This window comes from Microbacterium sp. NPDC091662 (assembly GCF_044756705.1).
Lineage (GTDB): Bacteria > Actinomycetota > Actinomycetes > Actinomycetales > Microbacteriaceae > Microbacterium.
Genome location: NZ_JBIVTM010000001.1, coordinates 85,588 through 98,494, shown reverse-complemented (window position 1 = coordinate 98,494; position 12,907 = coordinate 85,588). Strand labels below are relative to the sequence as shown.

Sequence of the window (12,907 nt, the reverse complement as noted above, 5' to 3'; positions counted from 1 at the left end):
GATCCTACCCGCTCACCCCAGACAGGTGGGTCCGAGCAGAGACTTGAGGTCACCGAACAGGTCTGCGGAGACCTTGACCGGCATCGGCACCTCGAACACCTTCGCGGTGCCTCCGCGGTGCACGCGAAGCACCACCTCGGTGTCACCGTTGTGTCGGCGGAGCACCTCGGCGAGCTCCATCATCACGCGCTCGGTCGCGCGCTGTTCGGCGAGGACCAGCGCCAGCGGACCGGCGGCGTCGAATGAGCCCACGTCGGGCGCGAAGGCCGACTGCGCATGCAGGTTGAGCCCGTCATCGCGCCGGGACACGCGCCCTCGGACGGCGAGAATCGCATCCTGCTGCAATGTGTGCTGGAACTCGGTGTAGGTCTTCCCCATGAACATCACGGTGACCTCGCCGTTGAAGTCCTCGACGGTGATCATGCCGTACGGGTTTCCACTCGCCTTGGCGACACGATGCTGCACGCTGGTGACGAGCCCGGCCACCGTCACCTGGTCGCCGTCCTGCAGGTCTTCGGAGTTGTTGAGGTCGTGGATCGAGATCGATGCATGCTTCGCGAGAGGCACCTCGAGCCCGGCGAGCGGGTGGTCTGACACGTAGAGACCGAGCATCTCCCGTTCGAAGGCGAGCTTGTCCTTCTTCCCCCACTCAGGACGCGCGGGGACCTTGGCGGGAGCCACCTCGTCCATACCGTCGTAGAGACTGTCGAAGTCGAAGCCGATGGCGCCCTGTGCCTCGTTGCGCTTGCGGTCGACGGCGGCCTCGACCGCGTCTTCGTGCACCTCCATGAGTGCGCGCCGGGAATCGCCCATCGAGTCGAAGGCACCGGCCTTGATCAGCGACTCGACCGTGCGCTTGTTCGAGACGTGCAGCGGAACCTTTTCGAGGAAATGATGGAACGAGGTAAAGCGCTCGTCCTTGCGGGCCTGCACGATCCCCTCGACGACGTTGCTGCCGACGTTGCGCACGGCGCCGAGACCGAAGCGGATGTCGTCGCCGACGGCCGCGAAGAAGTTGATCGAGTCGGAGACATCGGGCGGAAGGACCTTGATGCCCATTCGGCGGCACTCGTTCAGGTAGAGAGCCATCTTGTCCTTGGAGTCACCGACGCTGGTGAGCAGTGCCGCCATGTATTCGGCGGGATAGTGCGCCTTGAGGTACGCGGTCCAGTACGAGACGAGGCCGTATGCGGCGGAGTGCGCTTTGTTGAAGGCGTAGTCCGAGAAGGGCAGCAGGATGTCCCACAGCGCCTTGATCGCCGCCTCGCCGAACCCGCGCTCGGTCATGCCGCCCGCGAATCCCTCGTACTGCTTGTCGAGCTCGGATTTCTTCTTCTTACCCATCGCTCGACGCAGGATGTCTGCCTGTCCGAGACTGAACCCGGCGACCGCCTGAGCGATGGCCATGACCTGCTCCTGGTAGATGATGAGCCCGTAGGACTCCTCCAAGATCTCGGCGAGGGGTGCTTCCAGCTCGGGGTGGATCGGAGTGATCTCCTGCACCCCGTTCTTGCGCAGCGCGTAGTTCGTGTGCGAATTGGCACCCATGGGCCCCGGGCGGTACAGGGCGATGAGGGCCGAGATGTCACCGAAGTTGTCGGGCTTCATCAGGCGCATGAGTGAACGCAGGGGCGGGCTGTCGAGCTGGAAGACGCCCAGGGTGTCACCACGGGCGAGCAACTGGTACACGCCGGGGTCGTCGAGGCCGAGGTGTTCGAGGTCGAGCTCTTCGCCACGGTTCGTGCGGATGTTGTCGAGCGCATCCGAGATGATCGTGAGGTTGCGGAGCCCCAGGAAGTCCATTTTGATCAGGCCGAGGGACTCACACGACGGGTAGTCGAACTGTGTGACGATCTGCCCGTCCTGCTCGCGGCGCATGATCGGGATGATGTCGAGCAGCGGATCGGACGACATGATCACGCCGGCGGCATGCACGCCCCACTGACGCTTCAGTCCCTCGAGACCCTGCGCGCGGTCGAACACCGTCTTCGCCTCGGGATCGGTCTCGATCAGCGTGCGGAACTCACTGGCCTCTTTGTATCGGGGGTGTGACGAGTCGAACATGCCGTCGAGGGGCATGTCCTTGCCCATGACGGGCGGCGGCATCGCCTTGGTGAGCCGCTCCCCCATGCTGAACGGGAAGCCGAGCACACGCCCGGCATCCTTCAGCGCCTGCTTGGACTTGATGGTGCCGTAGGTGACGATCTGCGCGACGCGCTCGGAGCCGTACTTCTCCGTGACGTAGTCGATGACCTCGCCACGGCGCCGGTCATCGAAGTCGACGTCGAAGTCGGGCATGGAGACACGATCCGGGTTGAGGAAGCGCTCGAAGATCAGGCCGTGCTCGAGCGGGTCGAGGTCGGTGATCTTCATCGCGTAGGCGACCATCGACCCGGCACCCGAACCACGGCCGGGACCCACGCGGATGCCGTTGTCCTTCGCCCAGTTGATGAAGTCGGCGACCACGAGGAAGTACCCCGGGAAACCCATCTGCAGGATGATGCCGGTCTCGTACTCGGCCTGCTTGCGCACCTTGTCGGGGATGCCCCCGGGATAGCGGTAGTGCAGGCCGGCCTCGACCTCTTTGATGAGCCAGCTGTCTTCGGTCTCGCCGTCGGGCACCGGGAAGCGCGGCATGTAGTTGGCCGAGGTGTTGAACTCGACCTCGCAGCGCTCGGCGATCAACAGGGTGTTGTCGCAGGCTTCGGGGTGATCGCGGAACAGCTGCCGCATCTCGGCCGCGGACTTGATGTAGTACCCGTCGCCGTCGAACTTGAACCGGTTCGGGTCATCCATCGTCGAACCCGACTGCACGCACAGGAGCGCTTCGTGGGCGTCGGCCTCATGCTGGTGCGTGTAGTGAGAGTCGTTGGTGGCGACCAGCGGGATGTTCAGGTCCTTCGAGAGCCGGAGGAGGTCGGTCATCACGCGTCTCTCGATGGACAGCCCGTGGTCCATGATCTCGGCGAAGTAGTTCTCCTTGCCGAAGATGTCCTGGAACTCCGCTGCTGCCGCCCGCGCCGCGTCGTACTGGCCGAGCCGGAGCCTGGTCTGCACCTCACCTGACGGGCACCCCGTCGTCGCGATGATCCCCTTGCCGTAAGTCTGGAGCAGCTCGCGGTCCATGCGGGGCTTGAAGTAGTAGCCCTCCATGCTCGACCGGGAACTGATCCGGAAGAGGTTGTGCATGCCCTCGGTGCTCTGGCTCCACATCGTCATGTGGGTGTAGGCGCCCGAGCCGGAGACGTCGTCGCTCTTCTGGTCGGGTGAGCCCCACTGCACGCGCGTCTTGTCGCTGCGGTGCGTGCCCGGGGTCATGTATGCCTCGAGCCCGATGATCGGCTTGATACCCGCGTTGCGCGCCGCGTTGTAGAACTCGAACGCGGCGAACGTGTTGCCGTGATCGGTCACCGCGATGGCCGGCATCTTGTATTCGGCGGCCGCCTGGGTCATCGCGTTGATCTTCGCCGCACCGTCGAGCATCGAGTACTCGCTGTGCACGTGCAGGTGGACGAAAGAGTCGGATGCCATGCCTTCGATTCTACGGCGGGGCCCCGACACCGAGGTCGGTGTCGGGGCCCCGCCCCGCCCGGCTAGGGCAATGAGTCCACGATCGAGACCGTGAATGTCTTCCGGATGTCCGGGATGTTTGCCGGGACGATACCGTCCTCATTGCCACCCCGGTCAACTCGACTCGTGAACTCGGTCACCCAGCCAGTCTCCGCATCGATCGAAATCGTCGTGGTAGTCGGAATGCTCATGACGGAGTAGTGGATGCGGTAGATGATCACGCCGGCGCTCACGGAGATCTTCTCGGCGCGACCCGTCAGCTCGAGTGCCTGCAGGAGTGTCTTGCGAGTCTGCGCGGGAGCGTAGTTGGCCATCAACTCCTCGCTGAGGGCGTTGAGCATCAACTCTTCAGCCCGCTCCGGCTCCGCAGCCCCCGATGCGAACTTGTCACGAAAGAACTGGATGAGCTGACCGGGGTCATCCGGGTACTGCGCGTACCACTGAGCGGAGCCAGGAATCGGCATCTCGCCGTCCCCGAATCCCCCGACGTAGCTGGACTCGTAGATCTCAGCTCGGTAGGGCGCGACATTGTTCCAGAGCCGGAGCGAATCTTGGCTCTCTGGGTAGAGCCACGTTTTCTCGTTGGAGGGGCCGAACTGGGAGATCCACTCTCCGGTCCGGTCGCCCGGGACATAGAGCTCATGTCTCTCACGCAGAACAGCGGCCGTCGTGGGCTGATGCTCTTCGGGCCGGAACCACCATTGATAGATCGATGTCGCCGGATCAAGATAAAGCAGCCGATCATCAGTCGTCACGATCTTCAGGTACTGTCCTGCCTCCGGTGTCGTGCCCGGGAACGGTTCCGTGACCGACGCCCCCGACGTGGGAGCGGCCTGCGGTGTCGGCGATGTCTGCGGCGTCGGCCGGACGGTCTCAGGTCGGACCGCCTCGACGCGCGGGTTCGGTGCCGTCAACTGGTTGACCACCACGACACCGGCAGTCGCTGCAGCCACCCCGGCCACGGCTCCGGCGATCACGAACATCGGCCGACGCGTGATCCGCTTTCGCTCCGCGCTTCGCCCCTCGTCGATCCCGATGAGAAGCCGCGCCCTCGCCGCGGTGATCCGCTCCTCCGTCAGGCCTGCCCCCCGGTTGACCTCACGCACTCGCTCGAAAACGTCCATCGACCTCTCCCTTCTTCTCATTCACGACGTGTTCTCGCCTGTTCCCACGGGCCGGATTCAACCGTGTACGAATCCGGTTCATCCGCGATCGGACAGTCCCCACGGGGACGCCGAGAGCGACGGCGATCTCCTCGTAGGTGAGATCTCCCCAGGCGTACAGCAGCAGGGTCTCGCGATCTTTTGCCGAGAGCGATGCAATCATCGGTGCCAATTCGCGAGTGGAGATCTCGGCGTCGAGTCGGGCGACCGTCACATCGAGGTCACCATGTGAGATGTGTTCTTCTCTGGCCGCAGATGCAGCACTCGAGCGCAGGTGCTTCGCCTCGCGCGCACGATGCTTCCTGATCAGACGCGACGCGATCCCGTACAACCACGGAAGCGCCGAGTCCCAGGCCGTGTCGAACGACTTGCGTCGTGCGAACGCGACCAGGAACGTCTCACTGAGGATGTCCTCGCCCGCATCGGGGCCGAGACGGCGGGCGGCGTAGCCGCCCACCGTCCTGGCATGCCGATCGAACAGTTCGGCGAAGGCTCGGGGTTGCCCGAGCGACCGCTGAATGATCTCGCTGTCTGTGCTCACACTATGTATTGCCCCAGAATGCGAGGACGGTTCGAAAGTGGTCACGGCAGAGTGTCGACCACGCTCATCTCGAAGGTCGTCCGGGAGTCGGGGACGTCACTCGGCATGATCCCCACCCCGACATCACTGGTCTCCGTGGTCTCGGTAACGAGTCCTGTCGCGATCTCGATCGTCACCGTGTACCTCTTCAGCGAGGTCCCACCGCCCTCGGACGTTGCAAGACGGGAGTCGAACGTGATCGTCCGCTGCCCTCCCTGCTCCGGTCCGACCGTCGACCCGGGCAGAAGGCTGAGTGAACGGTACATGGTGGCGCGCATCTCGGGGTCCCCGACATTGAAGGAAAGCAGCCCGATGAGCATCCAACCGATCTTCCCTTCCTGCCAGCCATCGCGGTCCGGTCCCAGATAGTCACGGATCCACGCGACCATCGCCTGCGGGTCGCGCGGCATAGTGTCGAAGTACCAGAGCATGTTCTCGGCGGCGCTTTCAGGGAGCCACGGTACGTCGGGGGACAACGGCTGACCTTGGCCGGAACTCTGCAGGAACCGATCCGAGTATGTTCGCGCCAGCTCCTCGTCGCCAATGATCCTCGTCACCTGGTATGGACTTGTCTCCCGGTACCACTGAGAGCGGAGATCCGCCGGGCTGTAATCGGCCCCGCTTCGTTCGAGCACCCAGCCACTCGTCGCCGTTGCCCGAGTTCCGAAATCCCCCGGTGAAAATCCTTGTTCGGCAAGCGCCCGGTCGAAAGTCACCAGGTGCTCCTGCGTCCAGCCGTGCCGCAGGTACTGTCCGGGTCCCAGCACAGGCGGAGCAAACTCAGCTGCCGCGTTCGCAGCGCCCTGAAGGACGTCCGTCGCCGTAGCCGGTGTCGGAGTCGGGACCGGACTCGCCACGGCCGTAGGGCGCGGTTCAACTGTGGGCACCGCCTCCACGGTCGGAGCCGGCGCAGTGACGCTGTTAACGACGAGCACGCCTGCAGTCACTGCGGCCGCAGCGCCGAGAGCCCCTGCGGCAATGAACCAGGGTTGCCGAGCCGAGCGCGGCCGCGCGGGTCGCTGTTCCTCTCGGATCTCCATCAGGAGGAGTGCCCGCGCCGCGGCGAGGTTCTCCTCCTCGCCCTCGATCTCGGGCCTGGTCTGCTGAACCTTCTCAAACACGTCCAAGGGTCTCTCCCTTCTTCTCCTGCTGCTCGAATGCCTGAATCCTTCGGGTGGAGTCCAGTCGTCTGCGGACCCGGTTCAGACGCGATCTCACGGTGCCGACGGGAACGCCGAGGGCCGCCGCGATCTCGTCGTAGCTCATCCCCTGCCAGGCATACAGCAGCAGGGTCTCGCGATCTTTCGGCGCGAGCGCTGCGATACGCGCTCTCAGCATCTCGACCTCGCGCGCGGCATCGACGCGAGACATCGCATCGTCGAGGCCTCCGAGCGTCGAGTGCTCTTGCCGGGAGGTGGAGGCCGCGAACGACTTCCACTGCTTCGCCTCCAGCGCGCGATGGCGACGGATCAGGCGCGAAGCGATGCCGAGAAGCCAGGGCGCCGCCGATTCGATGTCCGTGTCGAAATCGGCACGTCGGCGGAAAGCGACGAGGAATGTCTCGCTCAGGACGTCCTCGGCCGCATGCCGACCGACCCGATACGCCGCGAAAGCGTTGACTGCGCGCGCATGTCTGTCGAAGAGCTCGGCAAACGCCGCCGGCTGCTGGAGAGATCGCTGGATGATCTCGCTGTCTGTGGTCACGCTATGTATTGGCCGTGCGCCGTCGTGCGGTTCACGCTTTCTTCGACGATTTCTGCGATGCACCCAGATCGAGCCGCATCAGCACTCGAGGGAATCCATCCAGGACAGAACCGGTGTCTGCCGCCTTCACGAACCCCGCGCTCTCGAACAACGACCGCGTGCCGACGTACGCCATGGTGAGATTGACCTTCTCGCCGCCGTTGTCGACCGGATAGCCCTCGATCGCCGGTGCTCCTCGCTTCTCGGCGTACGCGACGGCACCGTCGATCAGCGCATGCGAGATGCCCTGCTTCCGGTAGCCGGGGCGCACGCGGAAGCACCATAACGACCACACGTCGAGATCGTCGACGTGCGGGATCAGACGATTCCGCGCGAAACTGGTGTCGCGACGCGGATGCAGCGCCGCCCATCCCACCGGTTCCCCGTCGCGATAGGCGATCACGCCGGGCGGCGGATCCTCGTGGCACAGCTCACGCACGCGGTCGGCTCGAGCGTGCCCCTTGAGAGCCAGGTTCTCTTTGCTGCCGATGCGGTAACTCAGACAGAAGCAGACGTTCGACGTCGGCTTCTTCGGCCCGACGAGCGTCGCGAGGTCGTCGAACTCGGTGGCGGGGCGAACCTCGATGGTCATGGGTTCAGTGTGGCGCACAGCGCCGACATCCGGCCGGAGAAGCGCGGACTACTCGCCGCGCAGCACGTCCAGTGCGTGCCGGTAGTCCTCGGGATACGGGGACTCGAACTGCACCCAGTCCCCCGTCGTCGGATGCGCGAAGGCGAGCTGATGCGCGTGCAGCCACTGGCGGGTGAGCCCCAGCCGCGCGGACATCGTCGGGTCTGCTCCGTAGAGCGGGTCGCCGACACAGGGGTGGCGGTGCGCAGCCATGTGCACGCGGATCTGATGCGTGCGGCCCGTCTCGAGGTGGATCTCGAGCAGCGATGCGCCAGGAAACGCCTCGAGCGTCTCGTAGTGCGTGACCGACGGTTTCCCGTCGGGCACGACCGCGAACTTCCAGGAATGGTTGGGATGACGCCCGATCGGCGCATCGATGGTCCCGGCGAGTGGGTCGGGGTGGCCCTGGACGACGGCGTGATAGATCTTCTCGACCGTACGGTCCTTGAACGCCTGTTTCAGGACCGTGTAGGCGTGCTCGGACTTCGCCACGACCATCAGGCCGCTGGTGCCGACGTCGAGTCGGTGCACGACACCCTGACGTTCCGGCGCACCGCTGGTCGCGACACGGAAGCCCGCAGCGGCGAGAGCACCGACCACGGTCGGCCCCTCCCAGCCGACCGACGGATGGGCTGCGACCCCCGTCGGCTTGTCGACCACGATGATGTCATCGTCGTCGTACACGATGCCGAGCTCCGGCACGGCGATGGGAACGATCTTCGGTGCCTCTTTCGGCTGCCATTCGACGTCGAGCCAGCCGCCTGCGCGCAGGCGGTCGGACTTGTCGAGTGTCACGCCGTCGAGTCGTACTCCCCCTGCTGCGGCGACGTCAGCAGCGAAGGTGCGGGAGAACCCCATCAGCTTCGCCAGGGCCGCGTCCACGCGGGTGCCGTCCAGGCCGTCGGGGACAGGCAAGGACCGCGACTCCACGGTCAACGTCCTTCCGATGCGGGAGCCGCATCCTCCGAGGGAGTGTCGTCGTCGGCCGATCGCGGCGCGGTGGAATCGCCGGCCTCGACCATGTCGTCGTCGGTGTCGGTCGCCGCGACAGCCGCGGAAGCTGCGGCTTCGGCTTCTTCCTCGGTCTCGACGATCTCATGATCGCGTTCGCGCGTGCCGTCGAAGCGCAGACCGAAGACCACGAGCAACGCGACCGAGATCATCCCGGTCACGATGAAGATGTCGGCGACGTTGAAGATCGCCGGCATCATCCACGGCATCGAGATCATGTCGACGACGTGCCCCACCGGGAAGCCGGGATCGCGGAACAGACGATCGCTGAGGTTGCCGAGAACTCCGCCGAGGAGACAGCCGAGCACGACCGCCCACAGGCGGGACTTGAGCCCGAACGCCTTCCAGACGATCACGCAGGCCACGACCGCGAGAGCGATCGTGAAGATCCACGTGACCTCGGACCCGAGGGAGAAAGCCGCTCCAGGGTTGCGGACGTAGTACAGCTGAAGGAACTCCCCCAGGACGGGAACCGGTTCCTGGTACGGAAGGTTCTCGATCGTGAGGTACTTCACAAACTGATCGGCGGCCAGTACGAGCGCTGCGAGAATCGCAACGACCGCACCGGCCGCCGACCGACGAAGGGGACGGCGTCCTGACAAGAGGGCGCCTTACAGACCGATCGCGGAGACGGGCGTGGAATCCGTGGAGGTCGACTTCTCGTCGAGCTCGCGGAGCTGGCCCTCGATGTAGCCACGCAGCTGCGAACGGTAGTCGCGCTCGAAGTTGCGGAGTTCGGTGATGCGGGCCTCGAGCGTGTTGCGCTCGCGCTCGAGTCGTGCGGACTCCTCACGCTGCTTGGCCTCGGCCTCGGTACGGATACGGGCGACCTCAGTCTCGGCCTCGGCGATGAGCGCGTTGCGCTTCGCCTCACCCTCGGCGACGTGCTCGTCGTGCAGACGCTGTGCGAGTTCGATGATGCCGGCGGTCGCGGTCGCGGAACCGGTCGGAGCGGGCTCCGCAGGGGCCACAGCCACGGGGGCCGGGGCCTCGACAGCGGCGGGCGCGGCGGCTTCAGGAGCAGCACCGGACTCGTACGCGGCCAGCTTGGCCTTCAGCTCGACGTTCTCCTCGAGAGCCTTGCGCCACTCGATGACGATCTCGTCGAGGAAGTCGTCCACCTCGTCCGGGTCGAAGCCGTCCTTGAAGCGGACGTGCTGGAACTGCTTGGTGACGACGTCATCCGGGGTAAGTGCCATGGGTGGCTCCTCTTTCGATGAGTTCGATTGCCAGTATCGATGTATGGCGTGGTCGTGATGTGGCGCGAACCCGGGGCGCGCACCTGGGTGCCAGCATAGCCCCCGCGCATTGGCGCCGCGATGTCACGACACCCAGAGTGGGTGAAGTCGCTGGGCCGGGTCAGGGGACACGCCTGGATTTCAGCGGATGAACAACCCGACGACGTTCATCAGAATCAGAACGATCAGCAGGGTCAGCGCAAAGCCGAAGTCGAGCGACAGCGAGCCGATCCGCAGTGGCGGGATGATCCGTCGGAAGAACCGGATGGGCGGATCGGTGAGGGTGTAGACGGCCTCGGCGAGCACGAGCCCGAATCCCTTGGGACGCCATTCACGATTGAACATCGGGATGTAGTCCAGGATCAGGCGCGCGAAAAGCACGAAGACGTACAGCAGGAGCACCAGGTGAACGATGCTCGCGAGGACGGAGACCAGCTGCACGGGCTACGACTGGTCGAAGCCCGCAGACTCGGCGTCTGCGTGTGCGATGCCCCCGTGACCCGAGACGGCGATGTTCTCCGGCGACAGCAGGAACACCTTCGAGGTCACGCGCTCGATCCGGCCGTAGAGGCCGAGGGAGAGCCCGCTCGCGAAGTCGATGAGGCGACGCGCGTCGGCATCGCTCATCTGGGAGAGGTTGATGATGACCGGGACGCCCTCGCGGAAGCTCTCCGCGATCAACTGGGCGTCGCGGTACTGCTTCGGGTGGACGGTGAGAATCTCGTTCACGGCTCCTGCAGACGGCTGACGGACGGCGACGGGGCGGCGCAGCGGCGTGACAGGGGCCGGTGCCGGCTCCTCACGATCACGGTCGCGGTCACGCTCGCGGTGAGCGCGGACAGGTGCCTGCGCCTCTTCCTCGTAGACCTCTTCTTCATCGGCGAGGCCGAGATACACCATGGTCTTCTTCAGTGGGTTACCCATCGTGTCCTCCGGTTCGAACGTGTCGGGCTGGTCTTTTCACAGGTTAACCCCGGTCGGGCCGGGGTCCGGTGATTGCGGAGCCGATCCGCAGGTGTGTCGCGCCGGCGGCGATGGCCTCGACGAAGTCTCCGGTCATCCCGGCAGAGATCCAGGACGCGTAAGGGGCGACGGAACGGACGCTGTCCGCGACATCGCGCAGCCGGGCGAAGGCCGAGGCGGGCTCCTCGTCAAGGGGCGCCACTGCCATGACGCCGCGCAGGTGCAGCGACGGCAGCGCCAGGACGTGCTCCGCGAGGGCGATGGCCTGAGCCGGCACGACTCCCCCGCGCCCGGGATCGTCGGTGAGGTTGATCTGCACGAGCACGTCGAGTCGGTCGTCGCCGTCTGCCGCGCGGTGCAGGGCGTCCGCGAAGCGGTCTCGATCGACCGAGTGCACGACGTCCGCACTCCTGCGGATCGCCGCCGCCTTGTTGGTCTGTCCCTGGCCGATGAAGTGCCAGCGCAGATCCGGCGCGGCGACCTCGGTCCCCTTCGCCGACAGCTCCTGCTGGCGGTTCTCCCCGACGTCGTGCACCCCGAGTTCGTACAGATCACGCACCAGGGAGGCGGGGTGGAACTTCGTCACGACGATACGGGTGATCTCCTCAGGCCGTCGACCCGCGACCTGCGCGGCCGCGGCGATCTTCTCGTCGATCGCCGACAGCCGCGCAGCCAGGGGGGAAGTCCCCGAGGCGTCGACCGGAGAGGTCACTTCAGGAATTCGGGGATGTCGATGTCGTCATCGGCGAACGCCGGCTCGATGCTGGTGGTCGGAACGCGCTGCTGCACAGGCTCGGGCTGCACCGTCTCGCTCTTGCTCTCGGCCTCGTCCGCGAGCGCGACCTCGGGAAGCGGCGTCGTGGACGGCCGCGACACCACCATCGGGTCCAGACGCAGGGAGGGCTCGCCGCCGTCGAAGCCGGCCGCGATCACCGTCACCCGCACCTCGTCGCCGAGAGTGTCGTCGATGACCGTACCGAAGATGATGTTGGCCTCGGGGTGCGCAGCCTCCTTGACGAGGTCGGCGGCATCGTGGATCTCGAAGATTCCGAGGTTCGAGCCACCCTGGATCGAGAGCAGCACGCCGTGCGCACCCTCGATGCTGGCTTCCAGAAGCGGAGACTCGACCGCCAACTCCGCAGCCTTGATGGCACGGTCGGCACCGCGCGCGGAACCGATGCCCATGAGTGCCGATCCGGCACCCTGCATGACCGACTTCACGTCGGCGAAGTCGAGGTTGATGAGACCCGGGGTCGTAATCAGGTCGGTGATTCCCTGCACACCGGCGAGAAGGACCTGATCGGCCGTGGCGAATGCCTCGATCATCGAGATGCCGCGGTCGCTGATCTCGAGCAGACGATCGTTGGGCACCACGATGAGGGTGTCGACTTCTTCCTTGAGCTTGGACACTCCGGCCTCGGCCTGGCTCTGGCGGCGACGGCCCTCGAACGAGAACGGCTTGGTCACGACACCGATGGTGAGGGCGCCGATCGACTTCGCGATGCGGGCCACGACGGGCGCGCCGCCGGTGCCGGTGCCACCGCCCTCACCAGCCGTCACGAAGACCATGTCGGCACCGGTCAGAGCCTGCTCGATCTCTTCAGCGTGGTCCTCTGCGGCACGGCGACCCACCTCGGGGTCAGCGCCGGCGCCGAGGCCGCGGGTGAGTTCACGACCCACGTCGAGCTTGACGTCGGCGTCGCTCATGAGCAGCGCCTGCGCGTCGGTGTTCACGGCGATGAACTCGACTCCGCGGAGGCCGAGATCGATCATGCGGTTCACGGCGTTGACGCCGCCACCGCCGACGCCGACGACCTTGATCACGGCGAGGTAGTTCTGGTTCTGGCTCATGGCCGGCCTCCGATTATTCGAGCCTGGAAGTGGGTGAACCTTAAACCTCAAGTAGAGGTGTAAAGTATTTCCCGGTATTGCGTTCTCTTTGATTGACGGTAAGCGCCGCCCGGCTGCGCACGCGCGAAGACACGGGCGTGTCGCGCCATTCCCCGCG

The 12,907-nt window shown here is 65.5% G+C and carries 13 protein-coding genes; all 13 read right to left on the bottom strand.

From position 1 onward, the window contains the following. Nucleotides 1-12 precede the first annotated feature (12 nt). Entirely contained in the window at nt 13-3,531 is a 3,519-nt protein-coding gene (gene dnaE, locus ACIQLD_RS00475) for a DNA polymerase III subunit alpha (protein ID WP_402603803.1), read from the bottom strand. A gap of 62 nt (nt 3,532-3,593) precedes the next feature. Beyond that, nucleotides 3,594-4,694 (bottom strand): hypothetical protein, encoded by a 1,101-nt coding sequence (locus ACIQLD_RS00470; RefSeq protein ID WP_402603800.1) that lies wholly within the window; start codon nt 4,692-4,694, stop codon nt 3,594-3,596. Further along, nucleotides 4,669-5,274 carry an RNA polymerase sigma factor gene (locus ACIQLD_RS00465; protein WP_402603798.1) on the bottom strand — a complete coding sequence of 202 codons (606 nt, stop codon included), beginning with the start codon at nt 5,272-5,274 and terminating at the stop codon, nt 4,669-4,671. The genes ACIQLD_RS00470 and ACIQLD_RS00465 overlap by 26 nt, the downstream gene beginning before the upstream one ends. A 41-nt stretch (nt 5,275-5,315) precedes the next feature. Continuing rightward, complete coding sequence (locus tag ACIQLD_RS00460) at nt 5,316-6,440, bottom strand: hypothetical protein (protein WP_402603795.1); 1,125 nt, start codon at nt 6,438-6,440, stop codon at nt 5,316-5,318. Further along, the gene (locus tag ACIQLD_RS00455; RefSeq protein ID WP_402603792.1) at nt 6,427-7,017 is read right to left on the bottom strand and encodes an RNA polymerase sigma factor; all 591 of its coding nucleotides are present in this window, start codon (nt 7,015-7,017) and stop codon (nt 6,427-6,429) included. The genes ACIQLD_RS00460 and ACIQLD_RS00455 overlap by 14 nt, the downstream gene beginning before the upstream one ends. A 31-nt stretch (nt 7,018-7,048) precedes the next feature. Next, complete coding sequence (locus ACIQLD_RS00450) at nt 7,049-7,648, bottom strand: GNAT family N-acetyltransferase (RefSeq protein ID WP_402603790.1); 600 nt, start codon at nt 7,646-7,648, stop codon at nt 7,049-7,051. A 48-nt stretch (nt 7,649-7,696) separates the two neighbouring features. Beyond that, nucleotides 7,697-8,617 carry an RluA family pseudouridine synthase gene (locus ACIQLD_RS00445; RefSeq protein ID WP_402603787.1) on the bottom strand — a complete coding sequence of 307 codons (921 nt, stop codon included), beginning with the start codon at nt 8,615-8,617 and terminating at the stop codon, nt 7,697-7,699. A gap of 2 nt (nt 8,618-8,619) precedes the next feature. Beyond that, on the bottom strand, nt 8,620-9,300 hold the full coding sequence (lspA, locus tag ACIQLD_RS00440; RefSeq protein ID WP_402603784.1) for a signal peptidase II: 681 nt from the start codon (nt 9,298-9,300) through the stop codon (nt 8,620-8,622). Nucleotides 9,301-9,309: 9 nt separating this feature from the next. Continuing rightward, on the bottom strand, nt 9,310-9,897 hold the full coding sequence (locus tag ACIQLD_RS00435) for a DivIVA domain-containing protein (protein ID WP_402603781.1): 588 nt from the start codon (nt 9,895-9,897) through the stop codon (nt 9,310-9,312). Nucleotides 9,898-10,077: 180 nt separating this feature from the next. Next, on the bottom strand, nt 10,078-10,377 hold the full coding sequence (locus tag ACIQLD_RS00430; protein ID WP_029258344.1) for a YggT family protein: 300 nt from the start codon (nt 10,375-10,377) through the stop codon (nt 10,078-10,080). A gap of 3 nt (nt 10,378-10,380) precedes the next feature. Further along, nucleotides 10,381-10,860: a cell division protein SepF gene (locus tag ACIQLD_RS00425; protein ID WP_402603778.1), complete on the bottom strand. Its 480-nt coding sequence runs from the start codon at nt 10,858-10,860 to the stop codon at nt 10,381-10,383. A 43-nt stretch (nt 10,861-10,903) separates the two neighbouring features. Continuing rightward, nucleotides 10,904-11,611: a YggS family pyridoxal phosphate-dependent enzyme gene (locus ACIQLD_RS00420; protein ID WP_402603776.1), complete on the bottom strand. Its 708-nt coding sequence runs from the start codon at nt 11,609-11,611 to the stop codon at nt 10,904-10,906. After that, complete coding sequence (gene ftsZ / locus ACIQLD_RS00415; protein WP_402603773.1) at nt 11,608-12,750, bottom strand: cell division protein FtsZ; 1,143 nt, start codon at nt 12,748-12,750, stop codon at nt 11,608-11,610. Before ftsZ ends, ACIQLD_RS00420 begins: the two co-directional genes overlap by 4 nt. Nucleotides 12,751-12,907 lie beyond the last annotated feature (157 nt).